Annotated in this window: 14 protein-coding genes and 2 pseudogenes; 14 read left to right on the top strand and 2 right to left on the bottom strand. The window is 34.1% G+C overall.

The features are described from left to right. Positions 1-3 precede the first annotated feature (3 nt). Entirely contained in the window at positions 4-1917 is a 1914-nt protein-coding gene (gene nagB / locus C8P67_RS00080) for a glucosamine-6-phosphate deaminase (protein ID WP_115809124.1), read from the top strand. A 307-nt stretch (positions 1918-2224) separates the two neighbouring features. Here the strand turns inward: nagB and C8P67_RS00075 are convergent, their stop codons facing one another. Both C8P67_RS00075 and C8P67_RS00070 read right to left on the bottom strand, forming a co-directional pair. Next, positions 2225-2938, bottom strand: a complete 714-nt coding sequence (locus C8P67_RS00075; protein ID WP_115809122.1) for a LytR/AlgR family response regulator transcription factor — start codon at positions 2936-2938, stop codon at positions 2225-2227. Between the two features lie 56 nt (positions 2939-2994). Next, positions 2995-4053, bottom strand: a complete 1059-nt coding sequence (locus tag C8P67_RS00070; protein WP_115809120.1) for a sensor histidine kinase — start codon at positions 4051-4053, stop codon at positions 2995-2997. A gap of 120 nt (positions 4054-4173) precedes the next feature. Between C8P67_RS00070 and C8P67_RS00065 the strand changes: the two genes are divergently transcribed. The 13 genes and pseudogenes from C8P67_RS00065 to C8P67_RS00005 all read left to right on the top strand — a co-directional run. Continuing rightward, complete coding sequence (locus C8P67_RS00065; protein ID WP_115809118.1) at positions 4174-6417, top strand: GH92 family glycosyl hydrolase; 2244 nt, start codon at positions 4174-4176, stop codon at positions 6415-6417. A 34-nt stretch (positions 6418-6451) separates the two neighbouring features. Continuing rightward, positions 6452-8329: a sodium:solute symporter family protein gene (locus C8P67_RS00060; RefSeq protein ID WP_115809116.1), complete on the top strand. Its 1878-nt coding sequence runs from the start codon at positions 6452-6454 to the stop codon at positions 8327-8329. A 178-nt stretch (positions 8330-8507) separates the two neighbouring features. Then, complete coding sequence (locus C8P67_RS00055) at positions 8508-9473, top strand: glycoside hydrolase family 130 protein (protein ID WP_115809114.1); 966 nt, start codon at positions 8508-8510, stop codon at positions 9471-9473. Between the two features lie 7 nt (positions 9474-9480). After that, complete coding sequence (locus C8P67_RS00050) at positions 9481-10545, top strand: carbohydrate-binding family 9-like protein (protein ID WP_115809112.1); 1065 nt, start codon at positions 9481-9483, stop codon at positions 10543-10545. A gap of 50 nt (positions 10546-10595) precedes the next feature. Then, the gene (locus C8P67_RS00045; RefSeq protein ID WP_245980345.1) at positions 10596-11741 is read left to right on the top strand and encodes a glycoside hydrolase family 18 protein; all 1146 of its coding nucleotides are present in this window, start codon (positions 10596-10598) and stop codon (positions 11739-11741) included. Between the two features lie 2 nt (positions 11742-11743). Further along, positions 11744-12856: a putative glycoside hydrolase gene (locus tag C8P67_RS00040; RefSeq protein WP_115809107.1), complete on the top strand. Its 1113-nt coding sequence runs from the start codon at positions 11744-11746 to the stop codon at positions 12854-12856. A gap of 32 nt (positions 12857-12888) precedes the next feature. Continuing rightward, on the top strand, positions 12889-13917 hold the full coding sequence (locus tag C8P67_RS00035) for an isoaspartyl peptidase/L-asparaginase family protein (protein ID WP_115809105.1): 1029 nt from the start codon (positions 12889-12891) through the stop codon (positions 13915-13917). Between the two features lie 219 nt (positions 13918-14136). Continuing rightward, positions 14137-16458 (top strand): glycoside hydrolase family 20 protein, encoded by a 2322-nt coding sequence (locus C8P67_RS00030; RefSeq protein ID WP_115809103.1) that lies wholly within the window; start codon positions 14137-14139, stop codon positions 16456-16458. Positions 16459-16461: 3 nt separating this feature from the next. Beyond that, positions 16462-17787, top strand: a complete 1326-nt coding sequence (locus tag C8P67_RS00025) for an alpha-L-fucosidase (RefSeq protein WP_115809101.1) — start codon at positions 16462-16464, stop codon at positions 17785-17787. Between the two features lie 94 nt (positions 17788-17881). Continuing rightward, a pseudogene (locus C8P67_RS00020) lies at positions 17882-18568 on the top strand (GH92 family glycosyl hydrolase); the annotation flags it as partial. Positions 18569-18624: 56 nt separating this feature from the next. Beyond that, positions 18625-20487: a glycoside hydrolase family 35 protein gene (locus tag C8P67_RS00015; protein ID WP_115810051.1), complete on the top strand. Its 1863-nt coding sequence runs from the start codon at positions 18625-18627 to the stop codon at positions 20485-20487. Between the two features lie 146 nt (positions 20488-20633). Then, complete coding sequence (locus C8P67_RS00010) at positions 20634-22118, top strand: alpha-L-fucosidase (RefSeq protein WP_115809099.1); 1485 nt, start codon at positions 20634-20636, stop codon at positions 22116-22118. 28 nt (positions 22119-22146) lie between these two features. Continuing rightward, a pseudogene (locus C8P67_RS00005) lies at positions 22147-22564 on the top strand (hypothetical protein); the annotation flags it as partial.

Below are 22564 nucleotides of genomic sequence, written 5' to 3'. Positions count from 1 at the left end.
CAAATGATTAAAGAAAGCATAAATTTTAAAGAAGCTGGGAAATTTGAAGAAACACGTTTTGAGAAAATTCATAACGTAATTTTCGGATCATCTAAAGAGGCTTCCTTATTAGTTGCACAAGAAATAGCAAATATAATCCAGAGAAAAGAAGAACTAAATGAACCTTGCGTTTTAGGATTAGCAACAGGATCCTCACCTGTAAAAGTTTACGAAGAACTCGTAAGACTGCATAAAGAAGAAGGTTTAAGTTTTTCCAATGTAGTAACCTTCAATTTGGATGAATATTATCCGATGGATAAAAATAATATCCAGAGTTATTGGCATTTCATGCATGAACACCTTTTTGATCATGTTGATATTCTTCCGGAAAATGTTAATATTCCTGACGGAAATATCAGTAATGAAGATTTACAGCAATATTGTATCGATTATGAAATGAAAATTAAATCATACGGCGGTTTAGATTTCCAGCTTTTAGGAATTGGAAGAACAGGCCATATTGGGTTTAATGAGCCGGGATCACACGTTAATTCGGGAACAAGAAGCATTACGCTTGATCATTTGACACGTATTGATGCAGCATCTTCATTTTTAGGTATTGATAACGTACCCCGAAAAGCTATTACAATGGGAATTGGTACTGTAAAAACTGCCAAAAGAATCGTACTTCTGGGATGGGGAATCAGTAAAGCTGAAATTATAAAAAAAACAATAGAAGGAGAAATTTCTTCACAAGTGCCGGCAACATATTTACAACAGCACAGCAATGCAACATTTGTTTTAGATACTGAAGCTTCATCAGAATTAACGAGAGTAAAAACACCTTGGTTAGTAAAATCAATTATATGGACAGACGAATTAAAACTTAAGGCAGTTGCCTGGTTAAGTGAACTGACTAAAAAGCCTTTCCTTAAACTTACAGACAAGGATTATAATGAACACGGGATGTCCAGTTTGTTGACAGATGAAGGAACTGCTTATGATTTAAATATTAAAATGTTTAATAAAATGCAGCAGACTATTACAGGCTGGCCTGGAGGAAAACCTAATGCGGATGATACTTACAGACCGGAACGAGCTGCTCCGGAAAGAAAGAGAATTATCATTTTCAGCCCGCACCCTGATGATGATGTTATCTCGATGGGAGGAACTTTTGACAGGCTGGTAGAACAAGGACATGATGTGCATGTTGCCTACCAGACATCTGGAAATATTGCAGTTTCTAATGAAGAGGCTTTAAAATTTGCTGAAATTTCGATGGCATTAAATAAAAAATCCATTGAATCTGAAGATATTATCAACTTTTTAAAGAATAAAAAAACTAATGATATTGATTCATTAGAAGTTAGAAAATTGAAAGGATTAATTAGAAGAAGCGAGTCTTTGGCTGCTATGAGATATTTAGGTTTACCGGATTCTAATGTTAACTTTTTGGATTTGCCTTTTTATGAAACGGGCACAGTTAAAAAAAATAATCTGGGTGAAGCCGATGTAGAAATTATGTGTGATATTATTGAAAGGATAAAACCGCATCAAATTTATGCAGCAGGAGATTTAGCTGACCCGCATGGAACGCATAAGGTTTGTTTAGATAGTTTATTTGAGGCTTTAAAAAGATTGAAGCATAAAGATTTCATGGATGACTGCTGGGTCTGGTTGTATAGAGGAGCGTGGCATGAGTGGGAATCATTCCAAATAGAAATGGCGGTTCCAATGAGTCCTGATCAGGTTCTTAAAAAACGTCATGCTATTTTCTATCACCAATCTCAAAAAGACGGAGTAATGTTTCAGGGAGATGACAGCAGAGAATTTTGGGTAAGAGTTGAAGATAGAAATAGATTGACAGCAGAAAAATATAATGCATTAGGACTAGCTGATTATTCCGCTATTGAAGCATTTAAACGATATCATTTTTAGTTTGTTTTTATCGAATAATAAATTATTTCATGTAATTTATTTTTGTTAGTTAGTTACCTGTTTGTTGAAAATGCAACCGTAATAGTTGCATTTTTTTTATATGATTAAAACTTATTTTGATATAAAATAATAATCTTGAGTAAAAGCGTTTTTGTGCTTTGAAAGGGTTTCGACTCGGATCAGCCTGAAACCTATCTAAATTATACCTAAAATAAGTATAATGGAGGAAGAAAATTTAAAACAGTCTCTTCTTTAGCAAAGTTTAAGATCTTTTGCATTAAATTACTCCTTTGACTTTGACCAGATATTAAATAGAAGAATTTAAAATTCTTTGTTTTACGTGATCAATATAAGATCTTCCAATTACGTATCTAAGTCCTTCAATTTCAATACTATTTCCTTCAACGGCATCAATTTTATCAATTGCAATAGTGTATGATCGATGTATTCTCAAAAAATTCCTTTCGGGTAATAAATCGGTAAAGTCAGATAATGTACTGTGTATTATGTATTTACCGCTTAAAGTGTTGATTTTTAGATAATCTTTCAAGCTTTCAATAACTAAAATTTCATTAAAAAATATTTTTTTCATTCTCTTCTTATCGATCTTAACAAAAATAAAAGGGCTTTCTGGATTACTTTCCTGCGTAGAATTACTGTTATTGTTAAGTCTTTTGCTAATCTTGTTTAGGGTTTTCATTAACCTTGGAAATTCGATTGGCTTTACCAGATAGTCCAGAACATCTAATTCATAAGTTTCTATAGCAAACTGACTATACGCACTTGTAATAATAAGTATTGGAGGGTTTTCTAGACTTTTTATGAAATTTATACCATCTAGAACAGGCATATTAATATCAAGAAAAATTACATCAACTTTATTGTTTTTCAAAAAATTTAGGCCTTCAATTGGATTACTAAAAGTGTTTATTACCTCAAAATTTTCAACAGGCTCTAGGTAATTTTTAATAACATTAATTGCTAATGGTTCATCATCTATGATTAAACAATTTATTTTCATTACTATATGTTTTTGAGAGAAATAAATTTAATAGTTGTAAAAAGAGAAAATGGTTTTTAGGATACTTTAATTACAAGCTTTGCAACAAAAATATCCTTTTTATTTTTAAATGAAAGCTTATAATCGCTTTTATTATAACCTAATTCAAGCCTTTTTTTAACATTTTCTAAACCTATACCGCTAGACTTGTTAAAAATATCCTTATGTTCAGTGATTTCGGGCATTGGATTGGTAATTGTGAAATGCAGAAAATCACCTTTAATCTTAAAATTAATATCGATTATAACTGGTCCAGTGTTCTTGTTAACACCATGTTTAAATGCATTCTCAATAAAGGTAAGCAGTATAATAGGACTGATTTCTTTGTCATGAATGTCTCCGGTAATATACATATTAACTTCTAATCGGTCATCATTTCTAATTCTTTCTAAGTCTAGATAATTTTGTATACAAAGTATTTCGTTTTCTAAAGTTTGTTTCTTAATTTTTGTTTCGTACAGCATGTAACGCATTAATTCAGATAGTTTTAGGACTATTTTTGGAGTTTTATTTGATTTTTCTACCGATAAAGAATAAATATTGTTAAGCGTATTGAAGAAAAAATGCGGAGAAATTTGAGATTTTAGGAAAAGTAATTCTGTTTCTAATTGAGATTTCTCAAGATCGGTTACCCTTCTTTGTTCATTCAAAAAATCGAATGTAATCTTAATTGCTGTTACAAAAGTGATTACATAGAGTTCTCCCATCATCATGTCTATAGTATAATTGAGTGTTAATTTATCTATAGTTTCGGGGCCTTCAGGCCATACATTATGCGTTATTAATAAGTATGTTAGATTAAATTTTATAAATACCATTATAAATATAGAGGAAAAAACTGCAAATACATATAGCAGATATTTTTTTCGATAAACAAGATAGGGCATAAATATTAAAATATTGAGATAACACAATGTCATGTGAATAGGAAAGCCTAATAAGTTTGTTTTTAATGAATACTGATAATCATTAAAATAGCTCCCCCAACGGAATGTGTTAAATAAAAAGTAAATAAGCCAAAAAAATATGTGATAATGTAATGGTAATCGATATAATTTGCTGGAATTTAAATTCATAATAATGATATTCTTTTGTGAATTTTTTGATGTTTATCTTAGTTTATATGTTGTCCGTCTAAATTACGATTAAATAAAAGTTGAATTTGTTTAATTTTAAAGTTAAATCAAGATTATTATATGAAGAATTTTACCCTGCTGGTTTTGCTTGTTATTTTAGCTGCAAGTTGCAAAATAAATGTAAACAAAAATCACAATGACAAAACACTTTTTGTTAACCACGTTGATCCTTTTATTGGTACTGGCGGTCATGGGCATACTTATCCGGGAGTAACAGTTCCATTTGGAATGCTGCAGGTGAGTCCAGATAATGGTATTTCAAACTGGGATTGGTGTTCGGGTTATCATCATTCTGATTCTATTGTTGCTGGTTTCAGTCATCTGCATTTAAGCGGAACTGGAATTGGAGATTTGGCAGATATCTTATTCATGCCGACAAATAAAAAAGTCGATTTAACAGCTAAAACAGCTTCACGCGATCAATTGCCTTATAAATCAAAATACAGTCATGTTAACGAAAAAGCAGTACCGGGCTCTTACCAAGTTTTTCTTGAAGACCCTAAAATCAATGTAGAATTAACGTCTTCAAAACGTATCGCCTTTCATAAATATACATTTGCTAAAAATGATAAACAATCAGTTATAATTGATCTTGGATTTGCTATTAATTGGGACAAAACCACGAAAACAGGAATTATAATTGAAGATGAATATACCATAAGCGGGTATCGTTTTAGTACCGGATGGGCAAAAAATCAGAAAGTATTTTTTGTGGCAAAATTTTCAAAACCAATTTCAGAAACCATTTTACTTGCTAATAAACAGGTTGTTACAGGAAATAAAGCTGATGGAGAAAATACAGCAGCACAATTGTTTTTTAATGCAAATAATACAAATGAATTATTTGTAAAAGTAGCCCTGTCATCTGTAAGTTTGGATAATGCAAAAGACAATCTGGACGGAGAAAAATCAACTTTCGAAAAAACAAAATCTGAGGCAGCCACAATCTGGAATACAGCTTTGAGTAAAATTACAGTAGAAACACCAGTTGATTCATTAAAAACAATGTTTTATACTGCAATGTATCATACACAATTAGCACCTGTAACTTATAGTGATAAAAACGGTCAGTTTAGAAAAGAGGATGATCAGATTGTTACAGCAAAAGATTATACAGCTTACTCGACCTTATCACTATGGGATACTTTTAGGGCAGAAAATCCTTTACTTACTTTAGTAGCTCCTGACAGAGTTTCAGATATTGTAAACTCAATGTTAACCTATTACGATACCAAAAAAATATTACCAGTTTGGACTTTATATGGTAACGAAACCAATACAATGACGGGGTATCATTCAATTCCCGTAATTGTTGATGCGTACCAAAAAGGAATTAAAGGTTTTGATGCTGAAAAGGCATACGAAGCTATGAAAGCCACAATGATGCAGGACGAACGCGGGTTGAATTTCTACAAAAAATACGGCTACATTCCTTATAATTTACTGGATGAATCAGTAACAATTACTTTGGAGTATGCTTATGATGATTGGTGTGTGGCACAGATGGCCAAAGCTTTAGGCAGAAACGAGGATTATCAATTTTTTCTAAAACGTTCTCAGGGGTATCAATATTTATTTGATCCAAAAACTGGGTTTATGAGAGGAAAAGCAGAAGACGGAAAATCATGGAATGAGCCTTTCGATCCCAAACATTCCAACCACAGAGAACATACAGATTATACCGAAGGAAACGCCTGGCAGCACAGCTGGTTTGTGCCGCAGGATGTTGACAATTTAATTTCGCTTCACGGAAGTAATGAAGTTTTTACAAAACGTTTAGAACAGCTTTTTACCGAGAGTTCAGAAATTACAGGAAGCAATGTTTCTGCAGATATTTCAGGATTAATTGGGCAATACGCACACGGAAATGAGCCAAGTCATCATATTGCTTATATGTTCAATCATGCGGGACAGCCTTGGAGAACGCAATATTGGGTACGTCATATTTTAGACACACAATACAATACAACGCCAAACGGATTGAGTGGCAATGAAGACTGCGGACAAATGTCGGCCTGGTATGTTTTCAGTTCGATGGGACTATATCCTATGAATCCAGCATCGGGGGAATACGAAATTGGAAGTCCAATTTTTGAAAAAGCAACAATCAATCTTGAAGACGGAAAAACTTTTGTAATTGAAGCAGAAAATGTCTCTAACAAAAATTTTTACATACAGTCAGCAACACTTAATGGTGTTCCATTTAATCAAACCGCAATCTCACATCAGCAAATACTGCAAAGCGGAATTTTGCATTTTGTAATGGGGGCACAGCCAAATAAAAGCTGGGGATTAAAAAAATAATAAACCACATAAACTAACCTAACAAAAATAATTAATGGATATTATTGACGTATCGATCATCGTAGCCTATATTCTGCTCTCTGTCGGAATAGGAATTTGGATTTCAAGAAAAGCATCAAAAGGATTAGATGATTATTTCCTTGGCGGAAAAACAATAAAATGGTATCTTTTAGGTCTAAGCAATGGATCAGGAATGTTTGATGTTTCGGGGACTTCCTGGATGATTGGGGTTCTGTTTTTATATGGTGTAAAAAGTTTTATGTTTATGTGGCTTTGGCCGATATGGAATCAGATTTTCGTGATGATGTTTCTTGCAGTATGGATCAGAAGATCAAAAGTAATGACGGGTTCTGAATGGATTTTAACCCGCTTTGGAAGTGACAGAGCTGGTAAAGCATCCCATATCATTGTTGCGATTTTTGCAATTATATCTACCATTGGTTTTATCGCTTACTTTTTTGAAGGAATTGGGAAATTTGTAACCATTATTCTTCCTTGGGACTTAACACTTCATTACGGTGATTTACTTTTGCTGACTTCAGAGCGTTCTTATGCTTTGATTATTATTTTCTTAACCACAATTTACACTGTAAAGGGCGGAATGTTTTCTGTAGTTGCAACAGAGGTTGTACAATATTTAATTATGATTGTTGCCAGTGTTTTAATTGCTAGTTACGCTTTTATTAACTATACAGATATTCAGATAAATTCGGTTATTACCGAGGAATGGAAAAATGTTTTCTTTGGATGGCAGTTTGAAACCCAGTGGAGTGATAAATTTCAGACTTTCAATAGTTTAATCGATTCTGAAGGGTACAAAATGTTTGGCGCTTTTATTGGAATGACTTTGTTTAAAGGTTTTTTTGCCAGTATTGCAGGTCCAACACCAAGTTACGATTTACAAAGAGTGCTTTCTACCAAATCGGTAAAAGAAGCGGCTTATATGAGTGGTTTCACGAACTTAATTTTATTCATTCCGAGATATTTGTTAATTACTGGAATTGTGGTAATTGCTTTGGTAAATATGGCGCCAGAGCTGAATGCGAATATAGGATTAACTGGAGCTGATTTGGAATTATTAATGCCAAAAGTGGTCAATTTATACATTCCGGTTGGAATTAAAGGAATTTTATTGGCTGGCTTATTGGCGGCTTTCATGTCTGGATTTTCAGCTTTTGTAAATGCAGGACCGGCGTATATAGTGAATGATATTTATAAAAAATACTTCAAACCCGCAGCTACAAATGCTCATTATATTAAAGTGAGTCAGATTTCCTCTTTCCTTGTAGTTGGTTTAGGCGTTTTTATGGGATTTTTTGCAGATTCAATTAATTCATTGACATTGTGGATTACCAGTGCTTTGTATGGAGGTTACGTAGCAGCAAATTTTTTAAAATGGATTTGGTGGCGTTTTAATGGCTGGGGTTATTTCTGGGGAATGTTTGCCGGATTAATCATTGCTTCTTTACAATTTGCTTTGGGTCAGGCCAAAGGAAGTTTAACAGAAGGAACATTTTTATATGATCTAGCACAAGTACAAGCCATTTATCTGTTTCCATTAATTTTTGGTTTCTCAATTTTTGGTTGTCTTTTAGGAACTTTTTTAAGCAGTCCTACAGATATGGAAGTTTTGAAATCTTTCTATTCTAATGTGAGACCATGGGGATTCTGGAGTCCGGTTTATAAATTATTAAAAACAGAAGATCAGGCTTTCGAAAAAAATAATGATTTCTGGAAAGATATGCTGAATTGTGCGATCGGTATTGTATGGCAGTCAAGTATGATCCTGCTTCCGATATTTTTCATCATCAGAGATTATCCAAAGGCAATTATGGCATTAGTTGTGTTTTTAGTAACGACTACGATCTTGAAATTTACTTGGTTGGATAAAGTTAGAAAAATAGAAGATTAATTAAAATATAGCTGTTACAGTTTGTCATTCCGAGGAACGAGGAATCTCAGCGAGAAACTCTGCAAAGATCCGCAACTTAGATTGTCGAGCTTCTAGTGTGATTTTTTCTCCGTCAGGATGATAAGATTGAGCAAACAAAAAACAAAAAAAACGAATTATAATAAAAACGTAAGATATTATGAGTACAATTCCTTGGCAAGACAAACCCGAAAACTGTAATGACGTAATGTGGAGATATTCTGAAAATCCAATTATTGACAGATACGCCATACCATCATCAAACAGTATTTTTAATAGCGCAGTAGTTCCTTTCGGAGACGGATTTGCAGGTGTTTTCAGATGTGATAATAAAGCGGTTCAAATGAATATTTTTGCTGGTTTTAGTAAAAATGGAATCGATTGGGACATTAATCATGAACCAATCATTATGCGGTCAGGTAATACCGAAATGATCGAATCGGCTTATAAATATGATCCCCGTGTAGTTTTTATCGAAGACCGCTATTGGATAACCTGGTGTAACGGATATAACGGACCAACAATTGGTATTGGGTATACATTTGACTTTAAAGAGTTTTTTCAATGTGAAAATGCCTTTTTACCGTTCAATAGAAATGGGGTTTTGTTTCCACAAAAAATAAATGGAAAATATGCCATGCTAAGCCGACCAAGTGATAACGGTCATACACCTTTTGGTGACATCTGGATCAGTTATAGTCCAGATATGAAATATTGGGGAGAACACAGACTCGTGATGAAACCAACTCCTTTTGAAGACAGTGCCTGGCAGTGTACCAAAGTTGGAGCAGGACCAATCCCAATTCTTACTGATGAAGGCTGGTTAATGATTTACCACGGCGTTATTAATACCTGCAACGGTTTCCGTTACGCAATGGGATCAGCGCTTTTGGATGTCGATTCACCAGATAAAGTAAAATACAGAACACAGCCTTATTTATTAGGTCCTGCAGAAATTTATGAAATGGTTGGAGATGTTCCAAATGTAGTTTTCCCATGCGCCGCCTTACATAGTGTAGAAGAAGATAAATTAACCGTATATTATGGTGCAGCCGATACGGCAGTAGCAATAGCTTTCGGGAAATTAAGTGAAGTAATTAGGTTTACAAAAGAAAACAGTTTATAGAAAAAGTATGCGTTTAAAATTTAAATGGTTAACAGTTGTTTTAGGTTTTCTTTCGATTGGAGGATATTCACAATCGAAAAATACAATTATACCTAAAACCTATGTGGCCGCTAAAACTTCAAATCCGATTGTAATTGACGGAGATGAATCTGATGTTTCCTGGAATAAAGCAGATTGGACAGATCTTTTTGAAGATATATCCAATAATGAAAAACCAAAATACGCAACAAAAGTTAAAATGCTCTGGGATGAAACCAATTTTTATATATTGGCTAAAATTGATGAACCGCATGTTTGGGCAAATTTAAAACAACGTGATACCATTATTTTTTACAACAACGATTTTGAAGTTTTTATAGATCCCGATGGCGACACTTTTAATTATTATGAATTAGAGATTAATGCTTTAAATACAGCCTGGGATCTGTTTCTTTCAAAACCATATAGAGAAAATGATAATGTTGTATTAAATGACTGGAATATTCCAGGCCTGAAATCAGCGGTAAAAATCAACGGAACGCTTAATAATCCAAACGATCTTGATGAAGGTTGGGTTTTAGAAATGGCGATTCCCTGGGCATCTTATAAAACGTCTTACTTTGACAAAAATGTTCCCGCAGATAAATTCTGGCGTGTCAATTTCTCAAGGGTAAACTGGCAGCATACGGTAACAAACAACAGTTACGAACGTAAAAAAGATACTGATGGAAAGTTTTTGCTCGAATACAATTGGGTCTGGTCGCCAATGGGCGTAATCAATATGCATGAACCCGAAAAATGGGGGTATGTTTATTTTTCTTCAAAAGAAGGGAAAGACAGCTTTACAATTCCGCAGGACGAAAAAGTAAAATGGGAACTTTACAATTTATACAGAGCTCAGAAAGAGTATTTTCAAAAGAATAAAGTCTGGGCAAAATCGCTGGTCAATTTAACAAAAGAAACCATCACCGTAGAGAATAAAATTTTAAAACCTATTTTTGAAAATCATTCTTCAGGATACAATATTTCAGTAAAAAGCCCTTTCTCAAATCAAATTTTTACTATAAAAGAAGATGGTCAGTTTTTAAAGTAAAAAAGCAATTAGACAATTTATCAGCAATGATTCATTTTAAACAACATAATATGGCAATTAAGTCAGTTTTTTCTATCCTGATTATCAGCGTTTTTTTTGGTTGTTCTTCATTAGAAAAAAAACAAAATCAATCCAAAGAGGATTTTAAAATAATTGGATATGTTGCCGGCTATGAGAATTTTGATCCGTCAAAAATTGATGCAGGCAAGCTGACTCATCTTAATTATGCCTTTGCTAATATTGTTGATGGTAATGTTCAGTTTGAGCTGGCTATAGATAAAGCGAAAATAGAAAGTGTAATGGCGCTGAAAAAGCAAAATCTTAGTTTAAAAATATTGTATTCTATTGGTGGCTGGGTGTGGTCAGATCAATTTTCAAATATAGCTGCTTATGCCCAATCTAGAGAAAAGTTTGCTAAAAGTGCTGTTAAACTAATGAAAACTTATGGTTTTGACGGGATTGATATTGACTGGGAATTTCCAGGGCAGCGTGCAGAGGACAATGTTTTCAGGCCTTCAGATAAAGAGAATTTTACGCTGCTGTTAGGCGAATTGCGTAAACAATTAGAAATTGAAACTAAAATAAATAATCAGCATTATTTACTCACTATTGCAGCAGCAACAGATCAGGAATATATCAATCATACTGATTTGAAAAAAGCACATCAATATCTTGATTTTATAAATTTAATGTGTTACGATTTTTACAATGGCTGGTTTTATCAAACCGGACATCACGCTAATTTATATCCTTCAAAAGAAGAAAAATTTGGAGGAAACAGTATTAGTGAGTCAGTCGATAAATTCTTAAAAGAAGGTGTTCCTGCTAACAAACTTATTTTAGGAATCCCCTTTTATGGAAGAAAGTGGGAAAAAGTAACACCAATAAATAACGGTTTATACCAGTCAGCCTTAACAGGAAGTGCTATTGTAGCATCCTGGGAAATTGCTGTGGCATTAAAATCAGGAAAATTTCAGGAATTATATGATGATTCGGCAAAAGCATCTTATTTATGGAATGCTCAGGACAATATTTTTATTTCTTATGAAACTCCAAAAGAAATTGCTTTAAAAGCAGTATTTATTAAACAAAAAAAATTAGGCGGCGCTATGTTTTGGGAATACAGTTTAGACAATAATCAGGAGTTATTAAACAAGCTGTATGAAAGAGCAGGTAAAACTAAAGAAACGAATTAAATATGAAATATATCACACTATTGCTATTAGGATATTTTTTTATATCCTTCAATGCCACAGATTATCAAAATAATACTGCTGAAAAAGTTAAAAATACAACAGCAAAAAGAGGATTTAAATTTGGAGTCTGGACATCTGCAGATGCTAAAAAATCTGACGCAGATTATACAAAAGAATTTAAAAAATACAAAGAAGGAGGAATCGATGAAGTATTAATCAATACAGGAGCAGACCCAAAACTCTTAAAAAGAATAGTGCCTCTTGCAACAAAAGAAGGACTGAAAGTGCATGCCTGGATTATGGCAATGAACAGACCCGGAGATTCTGTTGCATTACAGCATCCAGACTGGTATCAGGTAAGTAAAGAAGGGAAATCATGCTTTGATAACCGCCCTTATGTTGATTATTATCAATGGCTGTGTCCAACCAGAAAAGAGTCTAGAGAGCATGTTTTACATTTAGTTGAAGAATTAGCAAAAGTTGAAGGAATCGAAAGTGTTCATATGGATTATATTCGTTTTCCGGACATCTTTTTACCAATCAGTTTATTGCCAAAATACAACTTAGTTCAGGATGCAGAATTACCTCAATTCGATTTTTGTTATTGTGACGAATGTATAAAAGCATTCGAAAAAATCCATCATAAAAATCCAAAAGAAAGTCATAACACTTCGATAGACATGGAGTGGAAAAACTTCAGACTAAATGCTATAAAAGCCGTTGTTGATGATGCATATAAAATTGCTCACAAGCATAATAAACAATTGACTGCTGCCGTATTCCCTTATCCAGAAATGGCAGACCACATGGTACGCCAGCGTTGGGACAAATGGAATATTGACGAAGTTTATCCAATGATTTATCATAGCTTTTATGATGAAGAAATTGACTGGGTAGGTTACGCTACAAAACAAGGTGCTGCCGATTTAGAACATAAAAAAACGAAAATCAACACGGGAATTTATATCCCGGGATTAAAAAACGATGAAGAATTAAAAGAAGCTATTTTGTTAGCAAAAGAAAACGGGGCAGTTGGTGTTTCATTTTTCGACGGAAATGCATTGTCTGACAGTAATTTAAAGACCATTAAAGAAACAAAAGCAAGTTTAAAATAATTCCGATGATTTACATTTAAAACCAAAATATCATGTCAAACAGGAGAAATTTTATAAAAAAAGCAACTCTTGGCACATTAGCAGTAAGTTCTGTTGTAGGATTTAGCGGATTTGCTAATAATTCGGAAGAGGAAAAAGTTTTTGCAATAGAAGACTTAGGAAAAAAACAAAAAAAGCCTATTATCATTTCGACCTGGAATCATGGTCTTCCTGCCAATGAAGAAAGCTGGAAACAGTTAAAAGCTGGAAAACCAGCCTTAGATGCTATCGAAGCCGGTATGAAAATTCCCGAAGCAGATCCCAATGTCCGCAGTGTCGGTTATGGGGGATATCCGGATCGCGAGGGAAAAGTGACTTTGGATGCCTGTATTATGGATCACAACAGTAATTGCGGTTCGGTTTGTTTTCTGCAAGGTATTATGCATCCAATTTCAGTAGCAAAAAGAGTACTGCAAAATACGCCGCATGTCATGCTAGCCGGCCAGGGTGCATTGCAGTTTGCTTTGTCTGAAGGATTTAAGGAAGAGAATTTATTGACACCCGAATCTGAAAAAGACTGGAAAAAATGGCTGGCAGATTCAAAATACAAGCCAGTGATTAATATTGAAAATCACGATACAATAAGTATGCTGATGTTAGATCAGGATGGAAATCTTGCAGGAGGCTGTACCACAAGTGGCGCTGCCTGGAAGATGCACGGCCGTGTCGGTGACTCCCCAATAATCGGCGCGGGGCTTTTTCTGGATAATGAAGTCGGAGCCGCTGCTGCAACAGGTTTAGGCGAGGCGGTTATACGAACTGCAGGAAGTGCTATGGTTGTTGAATTGATGCGTCAGGGAAAATCTCCTTACGATGCCTGTAAAGAAATTACAGAACGCATTTATAATAAGCATAAAAACCACAAAGACATGGAGTATCTTCAAGTTGGTTTTATTGCCTTAAATAAAAATGGCGAATATTCAGGCTACAGCCTAAGATCAGGTTTTAACTATGCCGTTTCTGATGACGAAAAAGGACATAGAATGGAAGATGCAAAATTTAAAATGGCTTGGGAAAAATAGCCATGACTGAACTTTGGATTGAGCATAATTTTTATGCACATAGAAAGGTAGTTTTTTGTGTATAAAAAGAAAACCCAATGTGAATAAAAAAATGGCTCTAAACAAATGGAAGTTGGAGGTATCGACAGCTGAGAGGCTTGGTATATGGAAAAATATTTGCAAAGAGATAAAACCTATCAATATCAATTTAAAATTGCACCATCTATAAAATAATTTATTATGAGGGTATTAAAATCATTACTTGTTGTAATCCTCCTAACTGTTTTAAGTTCTGGTTACAGTCAAAAAATATATAAAGAAAAGGATATTCAGATTATTCCGAAACCAAATCAATTACTTATTCAGCTGGGAACTTTTGAATTTTCTAAAAATACCGTTTTTGTTGCCAATACAGATTTTCAAAAAGAGATTTCAAATGCCTTAATCAGTAAGTTTGAAATTGCCGCTGGCTGGCGTCCTGTTTTGGGCGTAAAAGCACCGAAAAGTAATTTTATTCAGTTTAAAGTAAATCCTGATCTTCATAAAGAAGCATATAAAGTTGAAGTACTCAATAATACGATTACGATTTCAGCTAACGGAAATGCAGGTTTTATTTACGGATTAGAAACTATCAGACAATTGTTACCAGCAGCTATAGAAAGCAAATATGTCATTAGAACTGAAAAATGGCAGATCCCGAATATAACGATTAGTGATGAACCTCGTTTTCAATGGAGAGGATTAATGCTGGATTTGTCGAGGCATTTCTTTGATAAAAATTACATTCTGGCTACAATTGATCGTTTGGCCATCCACAAAATGAACGTTTTGCATTTGCATTTAGTTGATGATCAAGGCTGGAGAATTGAAATTAAAAAGTATCCAAAATTAACTGAAATTGGTGCTTGGAGAGTTAATCAGGAAAATGTGTCATGGAATGCAAGATTGACCACAAATCCTGATGAAAAAGGAACGTACGGAGGTTTTTTAACGCAGGAAGAATTAAAAGAAATTGTAAAATACGCAGCCGCAAAAAATATCGAAATCATTCCAGAAATCGAAATGCCTGCACACGTTAGTTCAGCCATTGCTTCTTATCCTGAATTGGCTTGTTTTAATCAGAGAATTGGTGTTCCGTCAGGCGGACTCTGGCCAATTACCGATATTTATTGTGCGGGAAAAGAATCAACTTTTGAGTTTTTACAGCATGTAATAGACGAGGTGATAACAATTTTTCCGTCAAAATACATTCATATAGGCGGAGATGAAGCTACCAAAACCAATTGGGAAAAATGTCCGAATTGTCAAAAAAGAATAAAAGACGAACACCTGAAAGATGTCAATGAACTGCAGAGCTATTTTGTCAAAAGAATGGAGAAATACATCAATTCTAAAGGTAAAAAAATAATTGGATGGGATGAAATTATAGAAGGTGGTTTGGCTCCAGAAGCTGCAGTAATGAGCTGGAGAGGTGCAAAAGGCGGTATTGAAGCAGTAGATCAAGGTCATGATGTTATTATGACTCCGGAGTCACCCTGTTATTTTAATTTTTATCAAGGACCACAAAACGAAGAACCGTTGGCTTTTGACGCTTATAATCCTTTAAATAAAGTTTACGAATTTGATCCTGTTGTGCCTGAGATGACACCGCAGGAAGCTGCGCATGTATTAGGTGGTCAAGCCAATTTATGGGCTGAATACCTCTCAGATCCGAAAGATTCGGAATATTTGATTTTTCCAAGATTAGCAGCTATGTCCGAAGTTTTGTGGAGTTCGAAAGAAAACCGTAACTGGAATGATTTTACAATGAGATTGAAAACCTTATTAAGCCGTTATGATTATTTAGAAATCAATTATGCAAAAAGTGCTTATTTGGTAACAGCTTCTTCAACGGCAGATTTAGAAAAAAAGCAAATCAATGTGGTACTGAAAAATGAATTTGCAAATCCTGATATTCGTTATGTTTTGGGTAATAAAAATATCGATCATAATGCTGTAAAATATGAAAATCCAATTCCGTTTAAAGAAACAACAATCTTAAAAGCTTCTTTATTTCAAAATGATAAACCAGTTGGTAAAGTTTTTACAGATACAATTCAATTTCATAAAGCCGTGGGTAGTAAGTTGAATTTTAAAAAGCCTTTCAATAAGAATTATGAAGGAGATGGATTTTTAAGTTTGGTAAATGTAGTAAGAGGCAGCAAAAATTTCCATGATGGGCAGTGGCAAGCTTGGCTGGTTGATGATATGGAAACGGTAATTGATTTAGATAAAACACAAAACATTCATCAAGTAGTTTTGGGTTCATTAGAAAACCAAGGGTCGGGGATTTATTTTCCTACCGAAGTAAAAGTTTTTGTTTCTACAGATGGTGTGGTATATAGTGAAGCTGGAAAAGTAACTCGACCGTTTGCAGTCAATTCTAAATCCGAATTAAAAGACTTTACAATTAATTTTAATGCCATCACTGCTAGATATGTAAAAGTGATTGCCACTAATTTAAGAAAAAGTCCTAGGGGAGATAGTTCTTTTATGTTTTTTGATGAAATTTTAATTGATTAAAACATGAAGTACATAAAAATTATAGTGGTTTTGTTTTTATTCACCCAAAATCAAATTATTGGTCAAGCTGATGAACTTCCAAAAGAACAGCGATTGGAATGGTTTAAGGATGCCAAATTGGGAATTTTTATTCATTGGGGAATCTATGCTGTAAATGGCATAGATGAATCTTGGTCGTTTTATAATGGTTATATTTCCTATCCAGATTATATGAAACAATTAGATGGATTCACTGCTAAAAATTATGATCCTGAATATTGGGCAAAATTAATCAAGGAAAGTGGAGCAAAATATACTGTAATTACCACAAAGCATCATGATGGAGTGGCACTTTGGGATACAAAATTTAGTGATCTTAATGTAGTTAAGAAAACGAAAGCAAAAAGAGATTTAATTACACCTTTTGTCAATGCTGCTCGAAAAGAAAATTTAAAAGTGGGTTTGTATTATTCATTATTAGATTGGTCAAATCCCAATTATCCCAATTTTACCAGAAAGGAGAAAAAGTATGAAAACGACAGTAAAAAGTGGGAAGATTTTACCAAATTCAATTTTGGACAATTAGGTGAATTAACCAAATTTAATCCCGATTTGTATTGGTTTGATGGAGATTGGGAACAATCAGCAGAGAAATGGAAGGCTAAAGAAATAAGAAAGTTGTTATTAGAAAAAACACCTACAGCCATTATCAATTCTAGATTGCAAGGTTATGGAGATTATGCAACTCCAGAGCAAGGAGTGCCTATAACCAAACCAGATAACGATTATTGGGAATTGTGTATGACTATAAATAATTCTTGGGGTTATCAGCCTAATGATAAGAACTATAAAAGTGCGAATCAACTGATTCGAATTTTGGTTGATTGTATCAGTATGGGAGGAAATTTGCTTTTGGATATAGCACCTAAACCCGACGGCACTATTCCTGAAGAACAAGCTGCTGTTTTAAAAGAGTTAGGAAGATGGACAAATAAGCATGAAACAGCTATTTATGGAACTAGGACAGGTATTCCTCAAGGCCATTTTAATGGATATACTGCATTATCTAAGGATAAAACGATTTTGTATTTATATGTAGATAACAAACCAAATGGTTCTTTATTGATCAAAGGTTTAAAAAATCCAGTCAATCGAATTTGGGTAGTTGGTAACGGTACTAAATTAAATTATAATGTGGTTGGTAAACAATATTGGAGTGATGTTCCAGGCTTGTTATATATTGATCTTCCTGAAGATGTTCAAGATAAAGAAGTTACAGTGATTGCTATTCAATTAAATGGAGCGGTTGATTTATATAGAGAAAAAGGACAGGTTATAGAGAATAATTAATTTATTGGAAATTTAATTAAAAAACATTCAAAAGTTGAAAATAACAAATAAAATAAGGTTCCTTAGAGTGATTGGTTTTGTATTATGCCTATCGATCAATCAAGAAGTAATTGGTCAGCAAAAACAAAGTTTAGTCGATTATGTTAATCCATTAATGGGAACTGACTCCGATTATAGTTTGTCAAATGGAAACACCTATCCTGTAATTGCTACTCCTTGGGCAATGAATTTTTGGTCTCCAATGACTGCCAAAATGGGAGATGGCTGGACTTATAAATACCATGATAAAAAAATTAGAGGCATCAAGCAAACGCACCAACCAAGTCCTTGGATTAATGATTATGCCGCTTTCTCGTTGATGGCAGTAACTGGAAATTTGAAATTTCAAGAAGATGATCGTGAATCTTGGTTTTCGCATAAAGCAGAAACGGTTAAACCGTATTATTATTCAGTTTATTTGGCTGATTATAATGTAACTGCGGAATTTTCTCCAACAGAAAGAGCGGCTCATTTTAAATTTACTTTCCCAGAATCTAACAGATCATATATTATGCTGGATGCATTTTTTAAAGGATCTATGGTCAAAATTATTCCGAGAGAGCGAAAAATAATAGGTTATTGTCGCAATAATAGCGGAGGTGTTCCAGAAAATTTTCATAATTATTTTGTAGCCGAGTTTGATAAAGATTTTGAGATAAACTATACTTGGGCGGATGGATGGAAATTAATTCCTAATACTACTGAAAGTAAAGGAGAGCATGTAGGAGCGATTATTGGTTTTAATATATATCATCGATGTAATTTAATATGATGCAGCAGTATTTTAAAAAAGAAAAAATGAAGCAGATTTTATTTAGGTTAGGAATTTTAGTATTTTGTTTATTGCCCTTTAGTATTCTAGGGCAGTCAAAGATATTTACTATTTCTGATGGAGAATTTCGTCAGGATGGTAAAGTTATAAAAATACACTCAGGAGAGATGCATTATGAACGTATTCCAAGGGAGTATTGGAGGCATAGGTTACAAATGCTCAAAGCTATGGGCATGAATACTGTTGCTACTTATGTGTTTTGGAATTATCACGAAATAGAGCCAGGAGTTTGGGATTTTAAAACTGGAAATAAAGATTTGGCCGAGTTTATTCGTATTGCAAAAAGTGAAGGATTGTTTGTAATTCTTAGGCCTGGGCCATATGCATGCGGTGAGTGGGAATTTGGCGGATACCCTTGGTGGCTGCAAAACAATCCAGATTTAGTGATTCGTACAAATAACAAAGCCTTTTTGGAGGCTTGTAAAACTTATCTGGAACATTTGTATGCAGAGGTTAAGGGACTTTTTGCTAGTGAGGGGGGACCAATTATTATGGTTCAAGTTGAAAACGAATTTGGGTCTTATGTTTCGCAAAGAACAGATATTAAAGCCAGTGATCATAAAGATTATAAAACTACTATTTATAATTTACTTAAAGAAATTGGTTTTCAGGGGCCATTTTTTACTTCAGATGGGAGTTGGTTATTTGAAGATGGTGCGGTTGAAGGTGTTTTGCCAACTGCAAATGGTGAAACAAATCTTGATAATTTAAAGAAACAGGTTAATAAGTATAACAAAGCTCAAGGACCTTATATGGTTGCAGAGTTTTATTCGGGTTGGTTGGATCATTGGGCAGAACCATTTGTTAAAATAGGAAGCGATGAGACTGCAAGCCAAACAAAAAAGTATATAGATGCAGGAGTATCTTTTAATTATTATATGGCCCACGGAGGTACTAATTTTGGATTTACTTCTGGAGCGAATTATAATGCAGAAAGTAATATTCAGCCAGATCTTACGAGTTATGATTATGATGCCCCCATTAATGAAGCAGGTTGGGCAACACCAAAATTCATAGCCATTCGCGAAGTGATGCAGCGGTTTTCCAAAACAAAATTAGCTCCTATTCCTGAAAAGATTCCATCTGTTAAATACCCTGATCAAGCTGTAAAAGCCAGTATGGATATTTTGAGTTGGATTAAAAAAGAAAAAGCAATAGTTAGTGATCAGCCATTAACATTTGAAAAATTGGGTCAGGGAAATGGGTATGTTTTGTATCGAAAACGGTTCACTCAACCCATCGCAGGCGCTTTAAAAATAGAGGGATTGAGAGACTTTGCTGTAGTTTATGTTAATGGAGTAAATGTTGGCGAATTAAACAGAGTTTTCAATAAATATGAATTGGCTGTTTCTATTCCTTTTAACGGTATTCTAGAAATCCTAGTCGAAAATATGGGGCGTATTAATTACGGAGCTGAAATAGTACATAACACCAAAGGAATTATTTCTCCAATTTTCATAAATGATTATGAAATTAGCGGTGGATGGGAAATGTATAAAATGCCTATGAGTGAAGCTCCAGTTGTTAAAAATGAAACGGTCAAGCTTGGACGGCCAGTTTTATATGAATCCATAGTTACCATAGATAAACCTGCCGACACATTTCTTAATATGACAGATTGGGGAAAGGGTATTGTATTTGTCAATGGACATAATCTTGGAAGATATTGGAAAGTGGGACCACAACAAACGCTTTATGTGCCTGGCTGTTGGTTGAAATCTGGTCAAAATAGCATTATAATTTATGATCAGCTAAATGAAAAAATGCAAACTCATATCACTTTTACTAATGAGCCAATACTAGAACAATTAAGGAAATCAGAAAATTAAGAAGTTACAGTATTGCATTAACAAGATTGGTTTAATTATCAAATTTTGACTAACCATATATCCTAACGAAGCAGGATATTTAATTATGAGATCCATTTTAAAAAAGGAATTAAAAAATAGTAATTTAAAAAATTAATAAAAGGAAAATGAAAAAAAGAATAGCAATCATAGCCTTATTATTTTCGGCACAATTGTTCTCGCAGGCCATTTATGAAGATGAGCGCTATGTACCGGAAACGGATCCGTTAGTGTTGAAAAATTTAGAAGAGTGGCAGGGAAAAAAGTTTGGTTTGTTAATGCATTGGGGAACTTACAGTCAATGGGGAATTGTAGAATCCTGGTCAATTTGCCCTGAAGATTATGGTTGGTGTGAACGAAAAAAAGAAAGTAATCCAGCTAATTATAATGATTATGTGAAAGAGTATGAAGGCTTAAAAAAAACATTTAATCCTGTGAAATTTGACCCTTCGAAATGGGCAAAAGCGGCGAAATATGCCGGAATGAAATACATGGTTTTTACCACAAAACATCATGATGGCTTTAATATGTTTGATACCAAATATTCAGATTATAAAGTAACTGACAAAGATTGTCCTTTCAGCAGTAATCCCAAATCAAATATTGCTAAAGAAGTTTTTAATGCTTTTCGAAATGAAAATTTAATAGTTGGTGCCTATTTTTCTAAACCTGACTGGCATAACGAAAATTACTGGGATCCTTATTTCCCTCCATTTGACAGAAACGTAAATTATGATCCGACATTATATCCTGAAAAATGGAAAAAATATGTTGATTTTACACACAACCAAATTCTAGAATTATTGACAGATTACGGTAAAGTTGATATTTTGTGGTTAGATGGCGGATGGGTAAAAAAAAGAGATCTGCAAAACATCAAAGAAAACTACGAAGAAAAGTTTGCAGAAAACGAATCTAAAAACGGTTTCATTAAGCACAGAGTTGTAGATCAGGATCCTAAAATGGATGAATTGGTTGTAGAAGCACGCCAAAAGCAGCCAGGTTTAATCGTAGTTGACAGAGCTGTTCACGGTAAAAACCAAAACTACTTAACTCCGGAAAACAGAGTTCCTGAAAAAACATTACCTTATCCTTGGGAATCCTGTATTACATCTGGTGGTGGGTGGTCTTATACACCGGATGCTACTTATTTAACTGGCAGACAAGGTATTCATATGCTGATTGATGTTGTAGCAAAAGGGGGGAATTTATTATTAAATGTGGCGCCAAGCCCGGAAGGTGAATGGCAGCAAGGCGCTTATGATTTATTGACAGCCTACGGTGACTGGATGAAAGTAAACAGCACAGCAATTTACAATACAAAACCAATTGCTCCTTACAAAGAGAACAACATTTGTATGACTCAAAATAAAGAAGGAAATGTTTTCTTGTTTTATTTGGCTAAAGAGGGAGAAACTAGGATTCCTGCAGAAGTTGTGGTAAAATCCATCAGCCCTAAAAAAGGAACAAAAATCACCATGTTGGGTTCAAAAACATCATTAAAATGGACAAAAGAATCAGAAGGATTTAAAGTTATAATTCCGGAAAGCTTGCGACAAAATTTACCAGCAAAAGAAGCCTGGACTTTAAAAATTGAAGCTGTTAACAGATAGATAAAATAATATGTTTTTAGATAAAAGGATGACCATACAAACTGCATGTTTATTTTGCATGCTGTTTTTTAGCGTAACTATTTTTGCACAACAGCCAGCTGATTATGTGAATCCGTTTATAGGGACATCTAATTACGGAGCCACTTTTCCGGGGCCGATTGCACCAAGAGGAATGGCGAGTATCAGTCCGTTTAACGTTGCCGGACCCCAAAACTTGCCCTTAGAAAAAGACAGTCGATGGTTATCTAATCCATATGTTAATGAAAATACATTTTTAACAGGTTTCAGCCAGGTAAATTTAAGTGGCGTTGGCTGTCCTGAATTGGGTGTTGTTTTATTGGTCTCAGATTCGGGTTTAAAACCCTGCAATTTATTGCAGTACTTTAGTAATGCGAAAAAATCTTTACCTTTAGATTATGAGCACAGATTTAAGAAAAGGTTCGCAT

The organism is Flavobacterium aquicola, from assembly GCF_003385115.1.
GTDB classification, from domain to species: Bacteria; Bacteroidota; Bacteroidia; order Flavobacteriales; family Flavobacteriaceae; genus Flavobacterium; species Flavobacterium aquicola.
Note: the sequence above shows the minus strand (reverse complement) of the source record. Positions and strands in the feature narration are given on the sequence as shown.